Raw genomic sequence first — 25552 nt, 5'->3', positions numbered from 1 at the left:
CGAGACGCCTACCGAAAACCTCGAGCCGGTGGAGCGGACCGAGACCCGCCGCGAGCCGGAGCCTGTGATCGAGCCGCGCGGGCCGCGGCCGCGGTCCAGCCTGATGACGACGCTCGCCCTGATCGTGGGAGTCGTCAGCGCGCTCGCCGTGCTGACCGGCACTCTCGCCGGGTACGGCATCGCGGCCGGCGCGCTGGCCGTGTTGCTCGCCATCGGTGGCATCTCGGCGACCGGCCGTCGGCACGTGGCCGGCCGTTCCGAGGCGATGCTGGCGCTCGTGCTCGGCTTGGGCGCGATCGTCCTCGGCATCCTCGTGGTGACCGACTCCCTGTCCTGGATCACCACGACCAGCAATGAGGTCGGCGACCTGCGCAACTGGCTCGACGCCCAGACGGTCGACAGGTTCTGACACGGCAGTGTTGTGGGGCGGTCGGGTCGGCCGCCCCACAACAATTCGCTTGTCACAGTCCTAAAACGCGCAACGAATCGCCGCTAGAAGCAAGATTCATCGGTGGTTTCCGAAGGTCGGCGCCACATAGCGTTGTCGGCATGACGATGGACGCCACCCACCGGCGCTACCTCATGTGCCGGCCGACGTACTTCGCCGTGGAGTACGCGATCAATCCCTGGATGGACCCGACCGCCCCGGTCGACGCCGGTCTCGCGGTGCGGCAGTGGGAGTCGCTGCGGGCCGTCTACCTCGACCTCGGCCACACGGTCGACGAGATCGATCCACTGCCGGGGCTGCCCGACATGGTGTTCGCGGCCAACGGCGCCACCGTCGTCGACGGCAAGGTGCTGGCGGTCGAGTTTCGCGACCCGCAGCGGGCCGACGAGGCGCCCGCATACGCGCACTGGTTCGAGCGGGCCGGCTTCGAGGTGCACGAGGCCAAGCACGTCAACGAGGGCGAAGGCGACATGCTGCTCGCCGGCGACATGCTGCTGGCCGGCACCGGCTTTCGCACCACCACCGCCGCCCACGACCGGGCGCAGGAGATCTTCGGCCGCCCCACGGTCACGCTCCAGCTCGTCGACCCGCGCTTCTACCACCTCGACACCGCGCTGTGCGTGCTCGGCGAGCGCACCGTCGCGTACCTCCCGGAGGCCTTCTCCCCCGGCAGCCAGGCCGTGCTGCGGCGACTCTTCCCGGACGCGGTCCTCGCGTCGCCCGCGGACGCCGCGGTGCTCGGCCTCAACGCGGTCAGCGACGGCCGGCACGTCGTGCTCCCGGCACAGGCGAGCGGCCTGGCCGCCGCGCTGCGCGAACGCGGATACGACACAATTGGCGTTGATTTGTCCGAGCTACGCAAGGCCGGCGGCGGCCCGAAGTGCTGCACCCTGGAGGTACGGTCGTGATCGTGGATGATCTTGTACGCACGCCCGCCGCGATGGCCGAGGCCGAGCGGTGGACGGCGCACAACTATCACCCGCTGCCGGTGGTCATCTCCTCCGCCGAGGGCGCCTGGGTCACCGACATCGACGGCAAGCGCTACCTCGACTGCCTGGCCGGCTACTCCGCGCTCAACTTCGGCCACCGTCACCCCGCGCTCGTCGCCGCCGCGCACGCCCAGCTCGACCGGCTCACGCTGACCAGCCGGGCGTTCGTGCACGACCAGTTCGCCACCTTCTGCCGCGGGCTGGCCGAGCTGTGCGGCAAAGACCTCGTGCTGCCGATGAACACCGGCGCCGAGGCCGTCGAGACCGCCATCAAGGTCGCCCGCAAGTGGGGGTACAAGATCAAGGGCGTGCCACACGACAAGGCCACCATCGTCGTGGCGGCGGGCAACTTCCACGGACGCACCACCACGATCGTGAGTTTCTCCACCGACCCGGACGCGCGTGCCGACTTCGGGCCGTACACGCCGGGCTTCAAGGTCGTGCCCTACGGCGACCTCGACGCCATGGTCGCCGCGATCGACGAGACGACCGTGGCCGTGCTGATCGAGCCGATCCAGGGCGAGCAGGGCGTGATCGTGCCGCCGGCCGGATACCTGCCCGGCGTGCGCGCGCTGTGCTCCACGGAAGGCGTCCTGTTCGTCGCCGACGAGATCCAGTCGGGCCTCGGCCGCACCGGCACGACCTTCGCCTGCGACGACGAGGGCGTCGTCCCCGACATGTACGTGCTGGGCAAGGCCCTCGGCGGCGGCATCGTGCCGGTCTCCGCGGTGGCGGCCGACCAAGAGGTGCTGGGCGTGCTGCGGCCCGGCGAGCACGGCTCCACGTTCGGCGGCAACCCGCTGGCCTGCGCGGTCGCCACCGAGGTGGTCGGCCTGCTGAAGACCGGCGACTTCCAGCGCCGCTCGGCCGAGCTCGGCGCCCGGCTACACGCCGACCTCGGCGCGCTGGTGGGTCACGGCCTGCTGGCGGTGCGCGGGCGCGGCCTGTGGGCCGGCGTCGACATCGACCCCGCCCTGATGACGGGCCGGGAGGCGTGCGAGCGCCTGGCCCAGCGCGGCGTGCTGGCCAAGGACACCCACGGCTCCACGATCCGCCTCGCCCCACCCCTGGTCGTAGAACCCGCCGAACTCGACTGGGCAGTGGAGCAACTGGCCGCGATCCTCTAGACAGATTTGCCCCGGTCCGCGTCACCTGCGGACCGTATGCTCCCGCGGGCACCGTTCCCGGCCGGCGGCTCGCCAGGGCGAGCCGAAATCCCCGGCCGTCCACTGCCAGGTCCGCGGGACAAGCCCCCGCATGGGGTCTTCGCAGCTCCCACCTCTGCCATCCTCACGCAGCGTAACCACTCCAGGGTCAGACATTGTGGACAAACGTCCACTTCAAGAGGAGTTTGCGCGACCAGCGGCGGATGGGTGAGGCCGCGGGAGCAGCGGTCTGGACCACGACGGACGTCGCGGTAGCTCAAATCTTTTGAAAGCCCTAGCGCTCGAGGATGCGCATCGAGAGCGTCGGGGCCTCAGCCATCACCGAGACGGTGTTGAGCGGCGCCGCGGACGTCAGTGTCTTGGCCTTGCCCACGTGGACGCCGGGATAGAGCTCGATCAGGTCGCCCGGCGACAGGACGCGGGTCTGGTGTTTGAGGGTCATGCGCTCGGCCTCGTCCATCGAGCCGCCGGGCCGGACGCCCGTGCCGTTGGTGCTCACGTCCTGGGCCACGACCTCGCCGCCGCGCATCTCGAAGCGCACGTGGCTGCGGCTGATCCACCGCCGGGCTTCCTCGCTCAGCCACTGGCCGAGCATGATGCCGCCGGTCTCCGGTGCACGACCGACCACGACCGGGGAGTCTTCGGACACCACGAAGCGGCGGCGGATCACCCCGCTGACGCGGACGGCCAGCGCCTCCGCCGGTGGGCGGGCGCCGATGTCGGTGAGTGGCTTGCCGTGGCGTGGGCAGGTGGGCGAGCCGGTGTGCATGGTGGGCGGTGGCTGGCCGCCGGTCCGGCGCTCGGGGGCCAGGTCGGCGAAGGCGCCGCCGCCACCGCCGAAGTTGGCGCAGTTGGTCTCCGGGCAGCGCCACAGGCGGGCGAGCACCTTGGCGCCGACCGGGTCGGGCGAGCCGATCGACGGGATCGCGCCGCCACCGACCTGGGCCACGAGCGTGGCGCCGGTCTTGCCGGCCACCGGGGCCATCAGGCGGCCGGCCTGGCCGGCCAGCCAGCCGTAGCGATCGCGGACGCCCTCGAACCGCAAGCGGCTCAGCACCGGCAGCCCCAGCAGGTCGGCAACCTCCAGCACGCGGTCGCCGACCGTCGGCAGCACCTCGACGAGGCCGTCGTCGGCCCAGCGGCGGACGACCATCCGCTCGTTGGACGTCAGGTCGGCGTCGGAGAGCAGGCCGCGGTGGACCACCGCGTAGACGGCGGCGTTGTCTTCGGCTAGCTGGGTGGCGAGCGCGTCGACCACCAGCCCCAGCCGCAGCAGGCTGGCCGGGCGGCCACCGTCGAGGTCGGCGTAACGCACCACCTCGGCGAGGTCGACCACGGCGCGGGCCAGCGCGGGATCGGTGGTGAGGCGCTGCTCGATGGCGTCGAGCACCTTGCTGACTTCGAACCTCACGCCGACATCCTGCCCGATGCCCACCACCCGCCGCGATCCGCCGCCGGGGACACGAGCAGGTCAGGACTGGTTTGCGACGATTTCGTCGATCCGCCTGGCCAGTTCGTAGTCGCTCTCGGTGACTTTGCCAGCCGAGTGCGTGCTGCACCGAAATGTCAGCGTCCGCCATCGGATGTCGATATCTGGGTGGTGGTTCATCTCCTCGGCGACCACCGCGACGCGGTCGATGACGGCGATCGCGTCCATGAAGCCGGGCAGCTCGACGGTCCGCGTGATTTCGGTCTCGTCTCCGCTCCAGGAAGGCAGGTCCGCCAGCGTCATGACAGCTCCTTTCGATGGTGGGCCACTGCTTCGTGGTGGTCGCGGCCCGCGATGGGCTCCGGGTCCGCGTGCACGATCGCCGATCCCAGCTTGGGCACGGCGTGGAGCAGGCTGTGCTCCGCCTCCACCGCCACCGCGTGCGCCTCCACGACGGTGAGCGTGGGGTCGACGACGATCTCGCACTCGGCGCGCATCCGGTGGCCGATCCAGCGCACCCGCACCGCGCCGACGCCGCGCACGCCCTCGGTGTGCCCCAGCGCGTGCTCGACCGCGTCGACGAGCTCGGGGTCGACCGCGTCCATCAGGCGGCGGTACACCTGGCGAGCCGCCCCGGCGAGCACCACGAGGATCGCCGCGGTGATGGCGAGGCCGACGACCGGGTCGGCCCACCGCCAGCCGAGCGCGAGGCCGCCGGCGCTGGCCAGCACGCCGAGCGAGGTGAAGCCGTCGGTGCGGGCGTGCAGGCCGTCGGCGACCAGCGCGGCCGAGCCGATGCGCCGGCCGACCCGGATCCGGTACCGCGCGACGATCTCGTTGCCGGCGAAACCGAGCAGGCCGGCCACCGCCACCGCGGGCAGGTGGTCGACGTCGGCCGGGTCGAGCAGCCGCCGGATCGCCTCGATGCCGGCGACCACCGCGGACGCCGCGATGAACACGACGATGACGATGCCGGCCAGGTCTTCGGCCCGGCCGAAGCCGTACGTGTACCGCCGGGTGGGTGCCCGCCGCCCGACCGCGAACGCGATCGCCAGCGGCACCGCGGTCAGCGCGTCCGCCACGTTGTGCAGGGTGTCGCCGAGCAGGGCCACCGAGCCGGACCAGGCGACCACGAGGGCCTGGAGCAGCGCGGTCACGCCGAGCACCGCGAGCGAGATCCACACCGCGCGGGTGCCCTCGCGGCTGCCCTCCAGCTCGGTGTCGACATGGTCGGCGGTGTCGTGCGAATGGGGCCGGACGGCGTGGACCACCCGCCGCCACCAGCCGCGGTCGTGGTGCTCGTGACCGTCGTCGTGGTGGTGCGGGTGGTCGTGCCCGTGCGACATGACCCTCATCCTGCCGCACGGGGAGCCACCGCGCCGCCGCTCAGCGCGGCGGGTTGCCCGCCTCGTGGAGGTGCCGCAGCGCCTGGCCGTACGAGTCGAGCAGGCCGGTCTCCTCGTACGCGATGCCCTGCTCCGCGCAGTAGTCCCGCACGATCGGCTGGACCTTCCGCAGGTTGGGCCGGGGCATGCTCGGGAAGAGGTGGTGCTCGATCTGGTAGTTGAGCCCGCCGAGCGCGAAGTCGACTACCCGGCCACCGCGCACGTTGCGCGACGTAAGCACCTGCTTACGCAGGTAGTCGAGGTCGTCTTCGGCGGTCAGCACCGGCATGCCCTTGTGGTTGGGGGCGAACGAGCATCCCATGTAGACACCCCACAGCCCTTGGTGGATGGCGATGAAGACCAGCGCCTTCACGGGCGAGAGGACCGCGAAAACCGCGGCGAGGTAAGCGATCGAGTGGACGACCAGCAGCACGGCTTCTAGCCGCCGGTGCCGCATGGGCGTGTCCTTGATGGCGCGGAAGCTGGCGTAGTGGAGGTTGAGCCCCTCGAGCGTGAGCAGCGGGAAGAACAGGTATGCCTGCCAGCGGCCCAGCCAACGGCCGAACCTGCCGCGCTCCAACGCCTGCTCCTGTGTCCACACAAGAGCGCCGGCGCCCACGTCGGGGTCCTCGTCCTCGTGGTTGGGGTTGGCGTGGTGGCGGGTGTGCTTGTCCATCCACCAGCCGTAGCTGAGGCCGATGGCCAGGTTGCCCGCGATGAGCCCAGTCACCTCGCTGGGACGGCGCGTGCGAAACATCTGCCGATGTCCCGCGTCGTGGCCGAGAAACGCCACCTGTGTGGTGGCCACGGCGAGGAACACGCCCACCAGTGCCTGCCACCATGAGTCGCCGACCGCGAAGAAGGCCACCCATCCCCCGATGAACAGCAAGCCGGTGAAGACGAGCTTCGCCGTGTACCACCCTGGGCGGCGCTCCATCAGGCCCGCCGCGTTGACTCGTTTCGACAACTGGGCGTAGTCACTGCCTCGTTTTTGGGTAGGCTGCGCCAGGGCACCAACCGTCATGCCTCTCCTCACGTCGTAGGGCCTTTCGCCCCGACGGGTCGGCGAGGCGCCATGCAGACAAGTCTCCGCATTGTGCCGGTGATCAGTAACCCTGGGAACCCCCGTAAGTGGGGTAGGGGTAACGCTACCCCTAAGGGTCAGCGACGAGTTTGGTCGTAAACCCAGGTGTGGTAGCCAGGATTGCCGCTGTCGACGGTGGTCACGAGGATCTCGGGAACGTCGTACGGATGGGCCACCCGCACGTGGTCGACGAGCACCTCGACGCGGTCCGGCGCGGTCTTGAACTGGACGGTCCACTCCTGTGCCGTCTCGACCCGGCCGTCCCACCAGTACGTGCTGTCCACCGGGCCACCGACCTGAGCACTGGCCGCGAGGCGCCCGGCGACGGCCGAAGCGGCGAGGACGTCCGCGACAGAACGTGCGTCGACGACCGTCGTTACCAGACAGATCTGCTCCACGGGCGGACACCATACGCGTCGCGCGTTACAGGCGATACGTTTCGATCCACTTGTCGATCCGGGCCCACCAGTCGTACAGCCACGCGATCCGCTCCTCGCGGTCGCTGGGCACCTCCTCCGGTGGCACCGACCAGAAGCGCATGACCAGGCGTTTGTCCATCGGCAGCTCGCGCCATATATCGGCAACTGTCAACATTCGGTCAAGCCCTGTGTGCGCCACGAAAATCACCCCGGAGTCGGGTGCCGCGTCGAGGGCGGCGAGCATGCCACCGGGCTGCGGCGCCAGCACGTTGCGCATGTTTTCCGCGCGGGCGGCCATCTCCGCGTGCCCGCGGGCGCGCAGCCGCTCGATGGCACGGATGCGGCGGCGCGGGGTGAAGTTACCGCCTTCCGGGAAGATCACCAGAGCGTCGTTGTCGTCCAAACCGGTGGCCAGGTGGCCGATCTGCGCCTCGATGGAGTCGCCGGGCGTGCGGCCGGGCGCGATGAAGCGGTTGGGCAGCCGGTTGAGCATCACGTCGATGGCGGGATCCCACTGGAGCGTGTCCTTCAGGACGATGCGCGGCTCCCGGTCGTACCAGTTGACGAGCGCCTGGATGAGGATGAACGAGTCGCCGGGGCCGGCGTGCCGGCACAGCACCACCTCCGGGCGGCCGGGCGCGGCGGTGTCCGGGTCGGTGCCGACGACGTCGATGCTCACCCGCAGCGCCCACCGCCCCTGCCAGAAGAGCGCCCGCAGAAACCGGCCGGTGAGCACGTAGTGCGCGCGCTGGAAGGCCGGCGACCGCACCTTCCACCCGAAGCCGGACGCCAGCCACAGCGCGAAGAGCGTGACCAGGGCGGCCGCGTCCCACACAAGGTAGACCACGCCGATCCACAAGAGACGGAGCAGCCGCAGGCGCCCGGGTACGAGCGGGGAGGCTGCGGCGGCGAGCAGCAGCCACAGTGGAATCGTCGTCGCCGCGAACAGGGCGAGCGCCACCACTAGCGGCCCGAGGACGATCCGGCGCACCCATCGCGGCGGCAGCGGCATCAGCTGCCATCCACATAGGACTGCAAGTAGCGGCGGGAGGCGGTGTACGCCCGGCTGATCCGGCGGCCGACTGCGGCCCTGTCCCGGTAGGCCCAGGGGGTGTCGTCGCGCGGCTCGCCGCCCCCGGTGGGCAGCACGTGCACGTCGACGTCGTCGGGCAGCGCGGCCATCTCCCGGGCGAAGCGGTGCCGCCGGGCGATCTCGAACGCCACCTGCGCCACCTCCCACGGGCGGCGCGGCGGGCTGAGTGGCCGCTCGATGCGACCGACCTGGAGGACGAAGACCTGCTTGGCACCGGCCGCCACCGCCTCGCCGACCGGGATCGAGTTGACGATGCCGCCATCGACGAAGTGCTCTCCGTCTATCTCGGCGGGCGGCAGCAGGCCGGGCACCGCCGCGGAGGCGAGCACCGCCTCGACCACCAGCCCACTCTCGAACCAGTGCTCGGCGGCCCGCTCGATGCTCGCCGCGCAGCACTTGAACGGCACCTTCAGCTCGTCGAAGCGGGTCGCCTCGCCCAACTCCCGCTCCAGCAGGCGGCGCAGGGGGCGGGGCGAGTGCAGGTGGGTGCGGGCCGCAAACCGGCGCAGCTGGCGCGCGACCGAGTCGCCGTACACCTCGCTCGCCTCGGGGGAAGCCCACAGGCGGACGAGTCGATCGGTGACCGACTCGGTCGGTTCGGCGGCCACAAGGGCACCGTTTACCGCCCCGATGGAGGTGCCGAGCACGAGATCCGGGCGGATGCCGGCCCGGAACAGGGCGCGGAGCATGCCGACCTCGACGGCGCCGAGGACTCCGCCACCGCCGAGCACGAACGCCACCGGGCCGCTGACCATGTCGTTCATGGTGGCACGGCCGGGCGCCTGTGCGCTTCGCGGGCGTGAGATGACCCTTCGTGATCACGGCCAGGACTGCCCGACCCGCCGTTGACAGCGGGTCTGGATTCACGCAGCCTGATACGACCTCCCCACCCCGAGGCAGGTGCGACAACGATGGCAACGCCGCAGCCGACGGCACCCCTGCAACCGGGTGGCCTGCTCGCCCGGCGCTACCGCCTGATCGACAACATCGGCGCGGGCGGCATGTCGGTCATCTGGCGTGCCCGCGACGAGGTGCTCGACCGGGTCGTCGCGGTCAAGGTGCTGGCGCCGTCACTCGCGGCGGACGCCAAGTTTCGCGACATGGTGCGCGAGGAGGCCCGCGCGGCCGCCCAGCTCGTGCACCCGCACGTGACCGCGGTGCACGACTACGGCGAGGAGATCGCGCCCGACGGCACGGTCACCGCCTTCGTGGTGATGGAGCTGCTCTCCGGCGAGGAGCTGGAGTCGCTGCTGACCGAGGGGCCGCTGCCGTGGACGGAGGCGATCGAGATCTGCGCGCAGGTGGCCGAGGCGCTGGCCGCCGCGCACCGCCTCGGGATCGTCCACCGCGACGTCACCCCCGCCAACATCATGATGACCTCGGTCGGCGCCAAGGTCCTCGACTTCGGCATCGCCACACACATCGGCGCGCCGGACGAAGACGAAGAGGGCGACACGTTCGGCACCCCGGCGTACGTGGCGCCGGAGCGGCTCGACGGCACGCCCGCGCAGCCGGCCACCGACACGTACTGCCTCGGCGTGCTGCTCTTCGAGACGCTGACCGGGCAGCCGCCCTACCCGGCGGACACCTGGGAAGATCTGGTCCGCGCGCTGGAAGACCCGGAGGTGCCCCGGCTGGTCGGGGTGCCGGGGTTGCCGCCCGCGGTGGCCGACATCTGCTTCCGGTGCCTGTCGCGCAACCCGCGCCAGCGCCCCACGGCGCGCCAGGTCGGCGAGGTGCTCCGCGACCAGTTGCTTCCGTCCGATCCACAGGCCGCCACGATGTTGTCGCCGACGGTCACGCTGCCGACGGTCGAAGGGCCTCCGCCGCCGCCCCCGGAGGTAAAGCTTCCGTCCGAGTCGGCACCCGAGTGGAGCCCCGCACACCGGCCGGCCGGACGTTCCCGCCGCACGAGAGTGGCGGTGGCGGTAGCGGCGTCCGCGGTGGCGCTCGCGGCGGCCGTCCTGCTGGGGATGTCGCTGAGCGACCCGGATTCGCCGCCGCCCACGGGAGCCGGGCACCCGACGGCGACCCCGACGCCCACGACGACCGCGCCCTCGCCGACCCCCTCGATCATGGCCTCGGTGCAGGCCTCACCGATCGCGCCGCCGGCTTCGACGCCGGCCACGACGCCCCCTCCGTCACGCCCGCCCACGGTGCTCGAGGTGATCGCCGAAATCAACGACCTCATCGACGAGGGCGTAGACGAGGGCGTGATCCGCCGCGACGTCGGCCAAGACCTCACCAACCTCGTCAACAACCTGCGGTCGAAGCTGGCCACCGGCCCGGTAGACCTGGCCGGACCGGTGGACGATCTCCGCAGGAAGGTCGACCAGCGGGTGTGGGAGGGCTCGATCGACCGCGCGTACGGCGAAGCGCTCGACGCCTCAATCGACCGCCTCGCGACCGCCGCCTGAAAGACCCTTTCGACACCCGGTATCCCGGGCCGCGTCACTTGCGACCGCCGCTCCCGCCGGAGACCGCGGAGGCCGGCGGCTCGCTTGGCGCTCGCCGAAATCCCCGACCTCCGCTGCCATGTCCGCGGTGCAAGACCTGACCGCGTGACCAGCAGCGGACGGGTGAGGCCGCGGGAGCAGCGGTCCGGACCACCGCGGACGTCGCGGTAGCTCAAATCTCTTGAATGTTTAGGGCAAGGAGTTCAGGAATGGGCGGTGGCTGTTCCGGAACTCCCAGTTGTAGTAGCGGTCCCAGTTGATGCTCCAGGTCATCAGGCCGCGGAAGTGGGGGTTGGTGCCGCTGCGCGGGGTGTACGAGCCGCAGCTCTGCCCGCGCACCAGGCAGTTCACCGCCTGCTGCACGCCGGCCGGCGCGACGTACCCGTTGCCGGCGCTGGTCGCCGCGGGCGTGCCGAACGCGACCTGGTCCTCGCGGAGGGCCGGGAAGGTGTTGGCGGCGTTGCCGGCGACCGGGAAGCCGGCCAGGAGCATGTCGGTCATCGCGATGTGGAAGTCCGCGCCGCCCATGGTGTGGTACTGGTTGTCCAGCCCCATGATCGGACCGGAGTTGTAGTCCTGGACGTGCAGCACGGTGATGTCATTGCGCAGCGCGTAGATCACCGGGAGGTAGGAGCCGGCGCGGGGGTCCTGCCCGCCCCACGGCCCCGAGCCGTAGAACTGGTAGCCGAGCTGTACGAAGAACGTCTCCGGTGCCATGGTGAGGACGAACCCGGAGCCGTACCGCTGCTTGAGCGTGCGCAGCGCCGAGATGAGGTTGACGATCACCGGGGTGGTGGGGTTGCGGAAGTCGGTGTCGCCGGTGTTGAGCGACAGCGAGTGCCCCTCGAAGTCGATGTCCAGGCCGTTGAGGCCGTAGCGGTCGATGATCGCGCTGACCGAGCTCACGAACGCGTCCCGTGCGGCGGTGGAGGTGAGCTGCACCTGGCCGTTCTGGCCGCCGATCGAGATGAGCACCTTCTTGCCCTGCTGCTGCTTGGCCCGGATGGCCGCGCTGAACTCGGCTTCCGTCTCCACCCCCGGGCACTCGCTGGCCGGGCAGAGCCGGAAGCGGATGTCGCCGGATGTGACGCTCGTCGGTTCGCCGAACGCGAGGTTGATGATGTCCCAGTCGGCGGGGACGTCGGCCATGCGCAGGTAGCCGGAACCGTTGGCGAAGCTCGCGTGCAGGTAGCCGATGAGGGCGTGCTTGGGCAGCCCGGTGTTGGGCGGCGGGCTGGTGGGCGGCTGCGTGGTGGGTGGCTGGGTGGTCGGTGGCGCGGTCGTCGGCGGGCGGGTGGTCGGCGGCGCGGTCGTCGGTGTGGTGCCGCCGCCGCACGGCTGGCCGTTGAGCGTGCAGTTGAGCGGTGACCCGGAGCCGTTGCCCAGGAAGCCGAACGAGGTGCTCGCGCCGGGGGCGAGCGTGCCGTTCCAGGACCGGTTGGTGAACGTGTATCGCTGACCGGAGGACGTCATCAGCGCGTCCCAGTAGGTGCCTACGGTCGTGCCGGCGGGCAGGTCGAAGACCACCGTCCAGGAGGTGATCGTCGCGGTGCCGCCGTTCGTGATCGTGTACTTGCCCTCCCACCCGGAGCCCCAGTCGGAGGTCTTGGTGAAGACGGCGGTCGGTGTGGCCGCCGACGCCGCGGGGGCCAGCCAGATCGCGGCCGTCGCGGCGAGGACGCCCGCGGCCAGGGCGGAGACGAGGGAACGGGTGCGAGTCACTGCGGCCTCCCATCGAAGGATGGCCAATTATTAAGACTCTTAACAGTTTTGTAAAGGGGCTGGCCTGTTAATTGGTGCGGATGCGGTTGTCAGTTGGTGCGGATGCGGTTGCCGGCGCGGTCGAAGAGCATCAGCTTGTCGACGTCTACCCGCACGGTCATCGACTCCCCGCGGCGGGGCAGCACCGGCGCCGGCACGCGGACCACCACGTCACCCAGCGGTGGCTGGTCGGAGAGCTCGGCGTCGTAGACGGGGTAGAAACCGTACTCGGTGCGGGCGGTCGCCGGGTGCGACTCGGGCCGTGGGTGGGGCATCATGCGGGCCAGCGCCTGCCGAAAGGGATGCCCCGCCGGCGGATCCTCGGCGAGCACGTCGGCGAGATGCTGGCCGGTGTCCGGGTGCTCCAGCCGCGACTCCTCGATCGGCGGCGGCGCGGTGCCGGTGTCGAGGTGGACGAGCGCCTCGTGGCCGAGGTTTTCCACCAGGCGCACCGACCCGCGCAGCACCGGCCCCTCGGCGCCGTCGGGCACCGGGTGCAGCGCGTCGGCGCGCACGGCCACCGTGATCCGGTCGTTGTGGTGGCCGGCGAGTGCCTCGTTGGGCGGGATCTCCAGCAGCTGCGAGCCGAGGTCGACGACGGTGCGCTCGGGCTCCAGGTAGATGGCGCCTTGGAGCAGGTTGGTGCGGGGCGTGCCGATGAACGCCGCGACGAAGAGCGTGGCCGGGTCGCCGTACACCTCGGCGGGCGGGCCGACCTGCTGGAGCACGCCGCGGCGCAGCACGACCACCCGGTCGGCCATCGTCATCGCCTCGGTCTGGTCGTGCGTCACGTAGAGCGTGGTCACGCCGAGGCGGCGGGCGAGCGCGGCCACGTCGGTGCGGAGCTCGGCGCGCAGCCCGGCGTCGAGATTGGACAGTGGCTCGTCGAGCAGGAACGCCTGCGGCTGGCGCACGATCGCGCGCGCCATCGCCACCCGCTGCCGCTGGCCGCCGGAGAGGTGGCCGGGCAGGCGGTGGAGCAGGCTCGCCACGCCCAGCTGCTCGGCCACCTCGGCCACCCGCGCCTCCGCGCCGGCGGACGCCTGGTGACCGGCGCGCAGCGGAAAGCCGATGTTTTGCGCGACCGTCAAATGTGGATAGAGCGCGTAGTCCTGGAAGACCATCGCCACGCGCCGCTCCTTGGCGCTGAGGCGGTCGACCACCTTGCCGTCGATCAGCACGTGGCCGCTGGTCTCCTCCTCCAGCCCGGCGACGAGGCGGAGGATCGTGGACTTGCCGCAGCCGGTCGGCCCGAGCAGCACGAGGAACTCTCCGGACGCAGCCTCGATGGTCACCTCGTCGACCGCGACGGTGCCGTCTGGAAACACCTTTGTCAGCCGGTCGGTGGCGATGGCGACCACGGAGACCACCTCCCGTGCCCATCGTCGTGGGAGAGGTGGTGTCCGCGCTAGAGCCGACGCGCCAGACGGTATGTGAGCATCGCCGGGTGGCGATCAGGACATGCGGAGATGCTTGGCTATCGATGCCAAGTCGACTGTGCTGTCCGCTTTCGTGTCGCCCTCTTCGGTCTCCTCGTGCATGACCGTGCGGTCGAGCCAGCCGTCGCCGTCGTCGTCGTATCGCGTGCGCTCGAAGTGGCCGTCGCCGTCCTTGTCGTAGTCGGCGGACTCCACGTGGCCGTCGGCGTCGTCGTCGTGGCCGATGATGTCGACCCGCCCGTCACCGTCGCGGTCGACCAGGATGTCGACCCCGCCATCGGCCCGGCCGCGCACGATGTGCTCGTCGTCGCGGCCGTCACCGTCGAGGTCGAGACCGGCGTGGTATCCCTCCGGGACGGCGTAGTCGACGCCGCCCGGTGGCTGGACCGAGCCGCCGCCGGTGGGTGGCTGGGCCGAGCCGCCGGTCGGTGGCTGGGCCGAGCCGCCGGTGGGTGGATCGGCTTGGGCGCCGCCTTGGCCGAGCACCTCGCCGAGCTGGTCGCCGAAGCCGCCGAAGCCGCCGCCATCCTGAAGGCCGCCCGGGAAGAGGTGACCGGCCGGCCCAGCGCCCTGCGCGGGCGGCCAGCCCGCGCCAGGCCCGCCCTCCGCCGGGCCGAAGCCGCCTTGACCCGGCACGCCCTCGGCCGCGCCGAAGCCACCGTGGCCGGGCGGTGCGCCGAACCCGTCGGTGCCCGCGACACCGAAGCCGGCCTGGCCCGCTGGCGCCGCACCAAACCCGGCGACGCCGCCGCCGTCCGATGCCACGCCGAAGCCCTGCTGGGGTGCTAGCCCGCCGAAGCCCTGCTGTGCCGCTGGCCCGCCGGAACCCTGCTGTGCCGCTGGCCCGCCGGAACCCGCGTCGGCTGGGACGCCGCCGCCGCTGCCGGCGGTGGGGCCGCCGCCGCTGGGCAGGCTGTCGGCGATGCCCGGAAGCGCACCCGCCATGCCGACCAGCGGCGAAAGCATGCCGAAGAGGCTCGACTGGTTGGTGCGCACCTCGACGGCGTGCTGCCCGCCAACCTCGCCACCGACCTGGCTGTGCAGCAGCTCGATCTCGTCCGGGTCGAGCCGGTAACCGCCCAGCGCCGCGGCCGGGTCAGCCGCCAGCGCCGCCGCGAACGCCTGGTCGGTGACCAGCCGCTCCAGCACGGCATCGAAGTCGCTCATGACGGCCACGGTAGCCCGGAACGGCAACGGGACACATCCTCAGGTCAGCCACGTCTCACCGGACCGGGAAGAGTATCTCCAGCCCGATCACCGTGAGCAGGTGGAGGCAGCAGTCGTTGAAGGTGTTTTGCTCCGTCACGGGCTCGTAGAGGTCGCGCAGATGCTCCGGGGCGGTCGCGGCGTAGCGGGGCTGACTGGCGGCATAGTCGGCGAAGTGGACCCGGTGCGCCAGACGCGCCTGGAGGAACGCCTCGTCACTCACCTTGCCCTCGCTGAGCCACCGCACCGCGGTCATGCGCGCCTGGGCCAGCCTCAGCATGGCGTCGGTCGTGATCGGCGCCTCCGGGTGGCCAACCGCACGACGGATCCCCTGGTGGCCCGGCTCGAAGACGTCTCTGACCGCCCGCTCGAGGCGCTCCTCGTCGAGCCGCCCGGTGTATCCGATGTCCGTGAGCACCGCCAGCAGCTCCCGCCGCGCCTGCCGGGTGGCGTTGGGATGGTCGAGTTGGCGGAGCATCTCGCGGGCGGTCGCCCTCGCACGCTCCTTGGTGGCGCGGGGATCACCGAGCCAGGTCATAAACGCGCGGCGCGCTTGCGGCAGCGCCACGTACTCGTCGCCCCAGTAGAGCCAGAGCCAGACCGGCACCCTGGCCAGGCTCCGGACGCCACCGGTGCGGCTGGCTTCGGCCCGTTTGGCGAGCAGGGTCAGGAAGAGCTCACGCTGGTTGGCCGGATAGAGAGCCGGCCGGGAGCCGTGTCCCTTTCCCGCGGACCGCTTCGTGGGGTAGGCCAGAAGGCCGACCTCGGACCAGTCGCGCACCATCCGCTTGGTCACCACGTAGCCAGCGGACGCCGCGTCGGCGACCAGATCGTCAATGCTGCCCGGCTCGGTGATGGGCACGCTTTGGAGATTACACCAGATTCGGCCCCTGAGGTCCTAGGTGACGCTGGCCGCGGCGGCGAAAATACCTATGGGTAGTACACCTTCCCCATCCCATCAAGGAGGTAGTCATGTCCGAGAACGGAAAGTTCTGGCGTTCCGCCGGTGCCATCCTGGCGCTGGCCGCCATGGTGAACCAGCTGCTCGGCTGGTTCGACGAGAAGATCACCGCGTGGCTGCGCGTCGGCTCCGCCGCATGCGCTCTCATGGCGGTGCGGTGAACCATCTGATGGTCCGGCCCCGGGGATCACCCCGGGGCCGGACAACGTCGGCGTACCAGCGCGGCGCGACTCAGTCGAGCTCTGGCATGGGTACAGGCTGGGGGCGCGGCCGGCAGGTGCCGCACTGGAGAGCGTCCTCGACCACCAGTCCCTCGGCGCGGCGGCGAGCCTCCGAGCGATGCACCTCCAGGAGGAACGGCCCGAAGCGCGCGTGATCCTCGCAGATGCCGCGCCCGCAGAACCGGCATCCCCCACGTGCCGCCTTAGCGCAAAACCAACAAAGCACCCATGTCTCCTCAGCCGATGATGATCTCGTCGCAGGGAAGTGTGACGGATTGGGAATCGCGATTTCGCCCAGGATCGGAAGCCACGACGGTGATTGTCAGGCTGTCTTCACGGTTGCCCGACCCTGGCGGGACGCTGAAGTTGCCTGAGATCGTCACGCCCTTTCGAGCTAGGTCGATGGTCCCACCAGCCCCCCCGCTGGTGCTCCACGAAGCTGACACGCTGACCTCGCCCGCAGGCGTGTCGCTATCTGTCACAGTGCCGTTGATCGCCACGCGGTCCCCGTTGCCGCAGAAGACCACCTCACGGTCGGCGCCGAACTCCACTACAGGTGGCTGAGTATCTTCCGGCGTCGGAGTCTCCGTCGGTGCCGTGGAGGTCGGGGGTGGTGTCGTGCGGCCTGGCGTTGTCGGGGAGACGCCGGGTGTGGTGCGGCCTGGGGTCGTCGCCGGCACGCCGGGCGTCGTCGGGTCGGCGTCGGGGTCATCGGGGTTCGCCGGGTCGTCGGCCTCGGTCGGGCTCACGGTCGGCGACGGAGTTGGTGTCGGCGTCTCCTCCGGCACGAGCGAATCCGACGGCTCCGGGCTGTCCGAGGGCGTGCCGGCCGGCGGCCGCACGACCACGCCGTCGCCGCAGGTGAGTGGACGGTTGGTTATGGGTTGGCGGTTGCCGTCGACGTCCACCTTGCCGTCGGAGACGACCGCGTTGCCGGAGGTCACCGAATACCACGCCGGCCCGTCGTTGACGACCTGGCTGGTGCCGGTGCCGACCTCCAGCGCGAGCGCCGTGAACGCCCCGCTTGTCGACGCCGTGTCGGCCAGCACGCGTCCACTGTCGAGGGTGAGCACGCCGTGCGGCTCGACCTGGCGGCGGCCGGCGCTCCACAGCGCGCCGACGTCGGTGCGGGTGTCGGCGCAGAGCACGAGCGCGGCGCCGCCGCGGAAGGTGAGCCGGCCGGTGGATTTGGTGTGGACGCGGATGTCGCTGCCCTCGGCCACGTACAGCTTGTCGCCGGTCTTGAGGGTGACGGTGCGTCCGTCGAGGGTGGCGACGATCCGGCCGCGTTCGGCGCTGAGCAGTGCCTTGTCGCCGGGCATCTCGGCCCACGCCGGGCCGGGGATGAGGTTGGCGACGCCGCTGCCGATCGCCAGCAGCAGGAACAGCAGCACCAGCCACCACAGGCGGCGTTCGAACCGCCGGTCGACTTCCTCGTCGGCCGGCGGTGGCGGGCCCGGCGGCGACGCGAGCGGCGGGTAGTCGGCGGCCGGGTGTACGCCAGCGGCCGGCGCGGAATGGCCGCGCGAGATCGGGCCGGCCTCGGCCGCGGCGCCGGCCGGTGAGGCGCCCAGCAGCAGCGGCAGCCCGGACACGGCCGGGATGGTCCACAGCCGCACGTGCGTGCGGGCGTACGCGACGGGCTCGTCCATCTGGTGGCCCATCGGCCCGATCATGGTGCCGCGGCGCAGCTCGGTGCCGTCCGGCAGCACGACCACGCCGGTGGCGATGACCAGCGCCGCGTGCGCGGCGGGCAGGATGACCGGCGCGCCGGGTTCCAGCGCGGTGGGGCGGGCCTGCGCGATCAGCCCGATCTTGTCCTCGGCGGGCAACCCGTCCAGGGCCGGCGTGTCGGCGAACAAGGCCTCGGCCTCGGCCCGATCGGCTGGGGGTGGGCCGGGCAGCCGGCCAACCGCGGTGGCCACGAGCGCGGGCGGCACCGCCAACAACGTGGTCCCGGCGGTGTGCCAGGCCAGCGTCGCCGGGGTACCGGTCACCGCGGCCGCCAACCCGATCACACCACCCGGCCCGAGCCGCTCACGCACCGTGCCAGCCGGGTCGCCCGGCCGCCGCCCCTCCATCGCGCCCTCGACCACCACGAACACGGCGGGCTGGGCGGCGCCGGCGAAGACGAGCTGCGAGCCCGTGCTCGGGTGTACCCAGGTGGCGTGGGTGGCCAGGTGGGTAAGCCGGTCGAGCGGCAGCCGCCCCAGCGACGAGGCGCGCAGCGCGTCGACCCGGCGGGGCAGATCCGTGGCGATCCGGCGTTCGGCGGCCCGCCGCCGGGCCCGCCGCCAGGTCCGGGCGAGCCAGCCGGTGAGCAGGTAGACCAGCGGAGCGGCCAGGCCGACCACGACCGCGAACAGCAGCAGGCGGGCCGGCCAGCCGGAGCGCCACAACCCGGTAATCAGGCCCTCGACCCGGTCGGTCCAGATCCGCCACCCCAAGTTGATGGCGATGACCAGCCAGAGCACGGCCAGGGTGCCGTACAGGGCGATGATCCGCCCCTCCCGGTCGAGCTGGGCCCACCTCGGCGGGCGGCGGCGGAGGCGGGCCACCACATAGGCCAGGCCACGAGCGCGCAGGTTGGCGATCTCCAGCCAATCCATCAGGAAGTAGTAGCCATCCAGCGCCAGGAACGGGTTGAGGTTGAACAACGCGTTCAGGTACCAGGCGAAGGCCAGCTTGAACGCCCACGGCGCCGCCTCCGGCACCAGGATCCCGACGATCTGGGCGAGACCGGCCAGGATCAGACCAGCCGCGGGCCCGGACGCGGTGGTCAGCATCCGGGCGCGCCGGCCCGCCATCCACACGTCGGTGGTGTCCACGAAAATCGACGGGATGCCGAAATAGACCAAAAACCCGGCCGCGGGCACCCGCCGTCCGGCGTGTTTGGTGGCCAGCGCGTGGCCCAGCTCGTGGCAGGCGAGCGCGAGCACGTTCAGCGCGAGCAGCACCGCCGCGCCCGCCGCGTACGACCCACCGGTCAGGAAGACGGCCTGCTCACCGCGAAACCAGGTCCAGCCGAACAGCACCAACCCGAGCGCGGCCACCGCCGCCAGCACGAACCCCGCCGCCCGGGTGAACAACACCTTGCCGCCGGCCCGGTACAGGAACGTGACCAGCGGGTCGATGTCGGCCAGCACCATCCGCCGGCCACGCACGACCGCCAGCAGCCCGCGCCCGAGGCGCACCGGCAACGGGCGGTGGGCGACCGCGTCGAGCGGGCGGAACGCGTCGACCGGCAGCTCGGCGAGCATCCTGTTGCCGGCCAGGTCGGCGACCACACGGGTCACCTGGTCGGGCGCCAGGCGGCCGCTGATCCGGGCGAAGTCGGCGACCAGCCGGGCCACCGTCCGGGTGCCGTCCATCAGCTGGGCGAGCTGCCACTCCTCCGGGGACAGCCGCAGGTAGCAGGCCCCGCCGCGGTCGTCCGGCGAACGGAGCATCACGTACGGCACGTCACGGACGTTGACCAGCTCGACGGCCTCTATGCCGAGCCGTAGCACCGGCCTAGCCCGCGCGGGATTGAGCCGCTCGACCACCGCGGCCCACAGCCCCGGATCAGCCGGACCCACCGGCCGCCCCGGCGCACGGCCCGCGAGCGCCTCCCAAACACTCACACGGGTCTCAACGACCGTCACCGCTACCCCTCCCCCAGGTTGCGGGATGCAGAGTAGGGCTCAGACATCGACCGACGGGAGAGCCAGTCCGCTACCTGACAACACCCGTACAGCTAATTCAACGGAGAGTGACGACACAGCAGCGAGCGGCGGGCAACGTGTCCAACCCCCGAGGTCCACGTCGCCCGCCGCCCTTTGGGGAGGAGGCGGTGTGCCGTTGTTACGACACCGGTCCGCCCGTAGTGCGCCGGTTCTGCTTGTTAGGACGCTTCAGCGAGCGTCGCGGTTGCCGTCTGCTCCTGACCATTTCGGCTGTACGTGATCTGCACCGTGTCGCCGACCTTGCCGGACTGCACCGCGGCCACCAGGTCGTCGGAGTCGCTGATCGTCTTGTCGCCGAACTTCTTCACCACGTCGCCCTGCTGGAGGCCGGCCTTTGCGGCGGGGCTGTTGGCCGTGACCGCGCCGATGAGCGCGCCGCCACCGTCAGCGTCGTTGACCGACACGCCGAGTGACGGGTGGCTGACCTTCTCACCGTTGCGGAGGGCGTCGGCGACCTCCTTGGCCTTGTTGCTGGGGATGGCGAAGCCGACGCCGATGTTGCCCGAGCTCTGGCCGGAGGTGGCGATGGCGGTGTTGATGCCGATCACCTCGCCGTTGGTGTTGACCAGCGCGCCACCCGAGTTGCCCGGGTTGATCGGCGCGTCGGTCTGTAGAAGGCCGGAGATCGAGCTGGCCGGCGCCTGCTGCTGGGAGAACGGGTCCTGCTGCTGGTTACCGCCGGCCTGGATCGTGCGGTCCTTGGCGCTGATGATGCCCGAGGTCACCGAGCCCTGGAGGCCGAGCGGGCTGCCGATGGCGAGCACCGTGTCACCCACCTGCGTCGCGTCGCTGTCGCCGAACTTCGCCGCCGCCAGGCCGGATACGCCGTCGGCCTTGACCACGGCCAGGTCGGTGCGCGGGTCGGTGCCGATGATCTTCGCGCTGGCGGTCTTGCCGTCGGCGAAGACCACGCTGACCGTGTCGCCCCGCGCGCCCTCCACCACGTGGTTGTTGGTCAGCACGAAGCCGTCGGCGGTGAGCACCACGCCCGAGCCCTCGCCGCTGCCGGTGGTGATCGAGACGACGCTGTTTTCCACCTGGGCGGCGATCCGCGGCAGGTCGGCGGCGTTGATCACCGGAGCGGCGGAGTAGGTGCGGTTGACCGTCGTGCCCGAGTCGTCGAGGGCGGTCGCGATGGCGCCCCCGGCCACGCCGGAGCCGGCCATCAGCACGACCGCGGCGACGCCGAGCATCGCGTAGCGCCCGAAGCGGCCGGAGCGCTGGCGCTGTGGCGGGACACCGGGCTGCTGCGCCCACACCGGCACCTCACCGGGCGGGAGCGGGCCGTAGATCGGCGGGCCGCTCGCCGGCGGGGGCACCGCACCCGGCGGGACCGGGCCGTGCGCCGCGGGCCCAGGGGAGGGCGGGCCGAGCGGCACAGGGCCCGCTCCCACCGGGGCGGGAGCGGCGGGTGGCGCGGCACCGCCGGCGTAGCCCGCGTTTCCCGGCCAGGTCGGCTGGTGTGCGCGGTCGGGGTGCTGCCACGGGCTGGGCGGCGGGCCATACGACCCGGGCGGCGCCCCGGCGGGCGCCGGAGGCACCGGGCCGGCGGCCGGGATCGCGGCGGTCGTGTCCGGCGCCGGCGCGGGCTGCTCGAAGACAACCGGCGCCGGCGCGGGCTGCTCGAAGACAACCGGCGCCGGCGCGGGCTGCTCCGAGACGACCGGCGCCGGCGCGGGCTGCTCGGAGACGACCGGCACCTGCTGGGTCTGGTCCGAGGAGTCGGACCGCTCCCATGCGGCAGCGGGGAACTCTGTGGTCGGGTGCGACGGCTCGGCGTCGGGGCTGACCGGCTGCCGCTGCGGGTTGGTCTCGTGCTCGCTCATGACATTTACCTTCCCCGCTCCCTCTTCAACGCTCCTGAAACGGCACTGAAGATTCCCTGTGAATCACGAACGGTCGAGCGGTCACCGCGCTACGTCGCGAGCGCTTCGACCTCTTCCGGCGCCAACGGGAGTCGTACCCGGAAGGTGGCGCCCTTACCCGGCGCGGAGTCGACCTCGACCGTGCCGTTGTGCGCGGCGACAAGCGCGGCCACGATCGCGAGGCCCAGCCCGCTGCCGGTGGCGCCGTCGGCCCGCCGGGTGCGCGCGGCGTCCGCCCGGTAGAAGCGCTCGAACACCCGCTCGGACTGCTCGGCCGAGAGGCCGGGACCGGTGTCCACGACCTCGACCACGGCCTCGCCCGGCCCGCCCTCGGTCGGCTCGGGGTGCAGGCGCAGGGTGACCGAGGCGTCGGTGGGGGTGTGGGTGAGCGCGTTGGTCATGAGGTTGCCGATCACCTGGCGGAGCCGCGCGTCGTCGCCGAGCACGACGAGCTGCCCAGGGCCGGAGGTGACCTCCAGGTGGATCTCCCGGTCGGGCGCCATGGCGCGGGCGGCCTGCACGGCGTCGGCGGCCAGCACGGGCAGCTCCACCGGGGCCAGCTCCACCGGGCGCTCGCGGTCGAGCCGGGCGAGCAGCAGCAGGTCCTGGACGAGCAGGCCCATCCGGGACGCCTCGTCTTCGATCCGGCGGACCAGCCGCGCGACGTCTTCCGGCGAGCTCGCGGCACCCTGTCGGTAGAGCTCGGCGAAGCCGCGGATCGTGGTCAGCGGGGTACGCAGCTCGTGCGAGGCGTCCGCGACGAACTGCCGCATCCGCTCCTCGGAGCGGCGGGCCCGCGCCTCGGACGCCTGGGCCGCGAACGCCGCGTCGCGGGCGGCCGACTCCGCCGCTCGCGCGGCCGACTCCGAGTCGGCGCGGGCGGTGAACGCGGTCTCGATCTGCGCCAGCATCGCGTTGAGCGCGCGGGAGAGGCGGCCGAGCTCGGTCTGCGGCTCCTCCTCCCCCGGCTCGGGGTCGGGCACGCGGCGGGTGAGATCACCGCCGGCGATCGCCGCGGCGGTGCGCTCGATCTCGTTGAGTGGCCCGAGGCTGCTGCGGACGATCGCCGCGCCGACGGTGGCCAGCAGGATCAGCACCGCGCCGCCGACCAGCGCGTCGACCCAGATCAGCCGGGTGACGGCCTCGTCGACGTCGACGAGGCTCTGCGCCACGGCCATCACCCAGCCGTTGGGGAGCTGGGTGAGCTGCACCCGCCACCGCACCCGCTGGTCGCTGGCCTTCACCGTGTACGGCTCGCCGAGGTGCTCACGGAAGCCGGCGTAGTCGGTCGGCAGCTTGGGCAGCTGGTTGGTCTTGATGAGGCGGGAGTTGACCGGCGGCCACTCGACGCCGTCGGGCGTGGCGGTCACCACGAGGACATCGGCGGAGATGCCGACGTACACCTTCTCCCCGCTCATCAGCGACGCCTTGGCGGCCTCGGTGAGTGAGGTCAGCTCGCTGTCGACCTTGTCGATCAGGTAGCTGCGCAGGGCGAACGCGCTGCCAATGCTGATCACGAGGAGCGCCGCGCCGACCAGGACGAGGACGGAGGTCACAAGCTTGACGCGGAGCGGGACGCGCCGGACGAACTTCATCATGGCCGCCCACCGACCGGTCAGGTCGCCGCCGGCTTTCGCAAGACGTACCCCACGCCACGCAGGGTGTGGATCAGACGCGGCTGGGTCGTGTCGACCTTGCGCCGCAGGTAAGAAATGTATGACTCCACGATGTTGTCATCGCCGCGGAAGTCGTAATTCCACACGTGGTCGAGGATCTGCGCCTTGGAAAGCACGCGGTTGGCATTGAGCATCAGGTAGCGCAGCAGCTTGAACTCGGTCGGCGAGAGCTGGATGCGCTGGCCGGCACGGTAGACCTCGTGCGTCTCCTCGTCGAGCTCGAGGTCGGCGAAGGTGAGGCGGGAGGGCGACTGCTCGCCGGCGGTGGTGCGGCGGAGCACGGCCCGGATGCGGGCGGTCAGCTCCTCGAGGCTGAACGGCTTGGTGACGTAGTCGTCGCCGCCGAGCGTGAGCCCGCGGATCTTGTCGTCGGTGGCGTCACGGGCGGTGAGGAACACCACCGGAGTACGCGTGCCACTCTCGCGCATCAGCCGGATGACCTCGAACCCGTCGAGGTCGGGAAGCATGACGTCGAGCACGACCAGGTCGGGACGCCGATCCTTCGCGGCGTTGACCGCCGCGCTGCCACTTGTCGCGGTCGAGACGTCGAAACCGGCGAAGCGCAGGCTGGCGGAGAGCAGCTCGAGGATGTTTGGATCGTCCTCGACGACGAGCAGTCTCGCCTCAGTCTGCGGTGCGGCCATAGCAGACATCATTCCCCGTGGCGCTGGGCCGTGACTGGGGAGTGGCTGAGAAGAACCTGAGAGTAACCGTCAGCTCCGGAATAGACGGCGGAGCGTGACCAGCGAGGCGTCGAGCACCCGCGCGGCCGTCCGCGCCTGGCCCTCGGTGAGCCGCGCGTTGCGCACCAGCTGCCGCACCTCCGCCGCGAACGCCTCGATGCGCCGCTCCAGCTCGTCGAGCGCTTCACCCGAGGCCGCGCCGCCACGGGCGGACGAGTTGGCGCCGCCCCACTGAAACTCCCAGTGGTACTCCCGCCCGCCGCCCCGCCGGGTCTCCCGGGTCGCCTGGTTGAGCTCCCGCTTCAAGTCGCGCACGGAACCGCGCACCTCGTCCTGGATCTCGTTGGCGAGCGTCGCGAGGTCTTCCACCGAGGCGCGGATGTCCGACTCCAGCGCGGCCAGCTCGCCCGCCCGCTGGCGCAGCTCGGCGCGGCCGGCGTCGGTGATCTCGTACACCTTCCGGCCACCCGACGCGGTGTGCGACACGAGCCCTTCCGCCTCCATCCGCTGGAGCCGGGGGTAGATCGTGCCGGCACTCGGCGCGTACAAGCCCAGGAAGCGGTTTTCCAGCAGCCGGATCAGCTCGTATCCGTGCTTGGGGCCCTCGTCGAGCAGTTTGAGCAGATAGAGCCGCAGCCGCCCGTGGCTGAATACGGCGGTCATGTCGCGGCGTCCTCGGGCTCGGCGTCGTCCAGGTCGGGCGCGGGTCTGGAGAGCAGCGCGATGCTGCCGGACGTGGTGCTCGCCCACAGCTTGCCCTCGCCCGCGCCGAGTACACCCTCCGCGTCCTTTGACCACGGCGCGCCCTCGCCGGAGCGCAGCTCGGGAAAGGCGCTGGTGATCCGCCCGGATGTGGTGTGCAGGTGGACGGCGAGATCGCTGTCTTCCCGCACCCGCACGGTCACGCTGCCCGACGTGCTGCCGAGCCGGATCTCGCTGCGCCGCGGGTTGTCGAGGTCGCACGTGATCGAGCCGGAGACGGTGCGGGCGTGCACGCGCTCGGCCGGGCTGTCGGCCAGGATCAGCTCGCCGGAGACCGTCTCCATGGTCAGGTCGTCGGCGACGCCGAGCGCCTCGACCGGCCCCGAGACGAGCTTGGCGACGGTGCGACCGCCGAGGCCCATCAGCGTGATGCGGCCCGAGGTCACGTCGACGTGCGTTTCCCGGCGCAGGCCCGAGGCGATCACCGTGCCGTCGACGAGGTGGAGGGCGGCGCGGACGTCGACCGGGACGGCGACCGAGACGTCGACCCGGTGCTCCCGGCGGAAGTAGAACAGCCAGCGGAGGAAGCCGGGCCACTTGAACATCCGCTCGTGCCGCACCGAGAGCCGGCCGCCAACCTCCTCCACGATGATCGGCTTGCGGCCCGCGTCGGCGATCTCCACACGCGCGGGACCGTCGGTGCCGACCACGTTGAGCCGGCCGGATACAAGATGTACGTCGAGGCGCGAGACCGGCTCGTCGAAGGTGAGCCGCTGCGGAGCTTCGACAGTCCAGGTGGGCATGGCGCCGAGCCTAACGCGATACATCGCGATATGCCAGAGCC

At 71.5% G+C, this 25552-nt stretch carries 22 protein-coding genes; 5 read left to right on the top strand and 17 right to left on the bottom strand.

Annotated features, from left to right (window positions below):
• Window positions 1-28: 28 nt before the first annotated feature.
• From ACTMTJ_RS03080 to rocD, 3 genes are all read left to right on the top strand, one after another.
• Entirely contained in the window at window positions 29-409 is a 381-nt protein-coding gene (locus tag ACTMTJ_RS03080) for a hypothetical protein (protein WP_441214457.1), read from the top strand.
• A 146-nt stretch (window positions 410-555) separates the two neighbouring features.
• The gene (gene ddaH / locus ACTMTJ_RS03075; protein WP_441214498.1) at window positions 556-1356 is read left to right on the top strand and encodes a dimethylargininase; all 801 of its coding nucleotides are present in this window, start codon (window positions 556-558) and stop codon (window positions 1354-1356) included.
• Between the two features lie 32 nt (window positions 1357-1388).
• Window positions 1389-2564, top strand: a complete 1176-nt coding sequence (gene rocD, locus ACTMTJ_RS03070) for an ornithine--oxo-acid transaminase (RefSeq protein WP_441214497.1) — start codon at window positions 1389-1391, stop codon at window positions 2562-2564.
• 313 nt (window positions 2565-2877) lie between these two features.
• On the opposite strand, the gene ACTMTJ_RS03065 is transcribed toward rocD, so the two are convergent.
• The 7 genes from ACTMTJ_RS03065 to ACTMTJ_RS03035 form a co-directional block, all read right to left on the bottom strand.
• Window positions 2878-4014, bottom strand: coding sequence for an FHA domain-containing protein (locus ACTMTJ_RS03065; RefSeq protein WP_441214456.1), 1137 nt, complete (start codon window positions 4012-4014; stop codon window positions 2878-2880).
• A 60-nt stretch (window positions 4015-4074) separates the two neighbouring features.
• On the bottom strand, window positions 4075-4335 hold the full coding sequence (locus tag ACTMTJ_RS03060; RefSeq protein ID WP_441214455.1) for a 4a-hydroxytetrahydrobiopterin dehydratase: 261 nt from the start codon (window positions 4333-4335) through the stop codon (window positions 4075-4077).
• Complete coding sequence (locus ACTMTJ_RS03055; RefSeq protein ID WP_441214454.1) at window positions 4332-5378, bottom strand: cation diffusion facilitator family transporter; 1047 nt, start codon at window positions 5376-5378, stop codon at window positions 4332-4334. The genes ACTMTJ_RS03060 and ACTMTJ_RS03055 overlap by 4 nt, the downstream gene beginning before the upstream one ends.
• Window positions 5379-5418: 40 nt before the next feature.
• The gene (locus tag ACTMTJ_RS03050; RefSeq protein WP_441214453.1) at window positions 5419-6441 is read right to left on the bottom strand and encodes a fatty acid desaturase family protein; all 1023 of its coding nucleotides are present in this window, start codon (window positions 6439-6441) and stop codon (window positions 5419-5421) included.
• Window positions 6442-6578: 137 nt separating this feature from the next.
• Window positions 6579-6899, bottom strand: coding sequence for a divalent-cation tolerance protein CutA (gene cutA, locus ACTMTJ_RS03045; protein ID WP_441214452.1), 321 nt, complete (start codon window positions 6897-6899; stop codon window positions 6579-6581).
• Between the two features lie 25 nt (window positions 6900-6924).
• Entirely contained in the window at window positions 6925-7932 is a 1008-nt protein-coding gene (locus tag ACTMTJ_RS03040; protein ID WP_441214451.1) for a 1-acyl-sn-glycerol-3-phosphate acyltransferase, read from the bottom strand.
• Entirely contained in the window at window positions 7932-8768 is an 837-nt protein-coding gene (locus ACTMTJ_RS03035) for a patatin-like phospholipase family protein (protein ID WP_441214496.1), read from the bottom strand. Before ACTMTJ_RS03035 ends, ACTMTJ_RS03040 begins: the two co-directional genes overlap by 1 nt.
• Window positions 8769-8924: 156 nt before the next feature.
• On the opposite strand from ACTMTJ_RS03035, the gene ACTMTJ_RS03030 reads away from it, so the two are divergent.
• Window positions 8925-10430, top strand: coding sequence for a serine/threonine-protein kinase (locus ACTMTJ_RS03030; RefSeq protein WP_441214450.1), 1506 nt, complete (start codon window positions 8925-8927; stop codon window positions 10428-10430).
• Between the two features lie 228 nt (window positions 10431-10658).
• On the opposite strand, the gene ACTMTJ_RS03025 is transcribed toward ACTMTJ_RS03030, so the two are convergent.
• From ACTMTJ_RS03025 to ACTMTJ_RS03010, 4 genes are all read right to left on the bottom strand, one after another.
• Window positions 10659-12191: a chitinase gene (locus tag ACTMTJ_RS03025; protein ID WP_441214449.1), complete on the bottom strand. Its 1533-nt coding sequence runs from the start codon at window positions 12189-12191 to the stop codon at window positions 10659-10661.
• Window positions 12192-12280: 89 nt separating this feature from the next.
• Window positions 12281-13591: an ABC transporter ATP-binding protein gene (locus ACTMTJ_RS03020; RefSeq protein WP_441214448.1), complete on the bottom strand. Its 1311-nt coding sequence runs from the start codon at window positions 13589-13591 to the stop codon at window positions 12281-12283.
• A gap of 93 nt (window positions 13592-13684) precedes the next feature.
• Entirely contained in the window at window positions 13685-14836 is a 1152-nt protein-coding gene (locus ACTMTJ_RS03015) for an Os1348 family NHLP clan protein (protein WP_441214447.1), read from the bottom strand.
• Window positions 14837-14891: 55 nt separating this feature from the next.
• Window positions 14892-15737 (bottom strand): hypothetical protein, encoded by an 846-nt coding sequence (locus ACTMTJ_RS03010; protein ID WP_441214446.1) that lies wholly within the window; start codon window positions 15735-15737, stop codon window positions 14892-14894.
• A gap of 110 nt (window positions 15738-15847) precedes the next feature.
• On the opposite strand from ACTMTJ_RS03010, the gene ACTMTJ_RS03005 reads away from it, so the two are divergent.
• Window positions 15848-15997: a hypothetical protein gene (locus ACTMTJ_RS03005; protein ID WP_441214445.1), complete on the top strand. Its 150-nt coding sequence runs from the start codon at window positions 15848-15850 to the stop codon at window positions 15995-15997.
• Between the two features lie 296 nt (window positions 15998-16293).
• Here ACTMTJ_RS03005 and ACTMTJ_RS03000 read toward each other — a convergent pair whose 3' ends face one another.
• The 6 genes from ACTMTJ_RS03000 to ACTMTJ_RS02975 all read right to left on the bottom strand — a co-directional run bounded on the left by ACTMTJ_RS03000 (window position 16294) and on the right by ACTMTJ_RS02975 (window position 25511).
• On the bottom strand, window positions 16294-19680 hold the full coding sequence (locus ACTMTJ_RS03000) for a cyclic nucleotide-binding protein (protein WP_441214444.1): 3387 nt from the start codon (window positions 19678-19680) through the stop codon (window positions 16294-16296).
• Between the two features lie 260 nt (window positions 19681-19940).
• A complete protein-coding gene (locus ACTMTJ_RS02995; protein WP_441214443.1) occupies window positions 19941-21608 on the bottom strand; it encodes a trypsin-like peptidase domain-containing protein in 1668 nt (555 codons plus the stop codon).
• Window positions 21609-21697: 89 nt separating this feature from the next.
• Window positions 21698-23245 carry a sensor histidine kinase gene (locus ACTMTJ_RS02990; protein WP_441214442.1) on the bottom strand — a complete coding sequence of 516 codons (1548 nt, stop codon included), beginning with the start codon at window positions 23243-23245 and terminating at the stop codon, window positions 21698-21700.
• A 17-nt stretch (window positions 23246-23262) separates the two neighbouring features.
• A complete protein-coding gene (locus tag ACTMTJ_RS02985) occupies window positions 23263-23967 on the bottom strand; it encodes a response regulator transcription factor (RefSeq protein WP_441214441.1) in 705 nt (234 codons plus the stop codon).
• Between the two features lie 69 nt (window positions 23968-24036).
• Window positions 24037-24669 (bottom strand): PadR family transcriptional regulator, encoded by a 633-nt coding sequence (locus ACTMTJ_RS02980; RefSeq protein WP_441214440.1) that lies wholly within the window; start codon window positions 24667-24669, stop codon window positions 24037-24039.
• Window positions 24666-25511, bottom strand: coding sequence for a DUF4097 family beta strand repeat-containing protein (locus tag ACTMTJ_RS02975; protein ID WP_441214439.1), 846 nt, complete (start codon window positions 25509-25511; stop codon window positions 24666-24668). Before ACTMTJ_RS02975 ends, ACTMTJ_RS02980 begins: the two co-directional genes overlap by 4 nt.
• Window positions 25512-25552 lie beyond the last annotated feature (41 nt).

This window comes from Phytohabitans sp. LJ34, assembly GCF_052068095.1.
Taxonomy (GTDB): Bacteria; Actinomycetota; Actinomycetes; order Mycobacteriales; family Micromonosporaceae; genus Phytohabitans.
The sequence above is the reverse complement of the archived record's forward strand: the minus strand, read 5'-3'. Positions and strand labels throughout refer to the sequence as shown.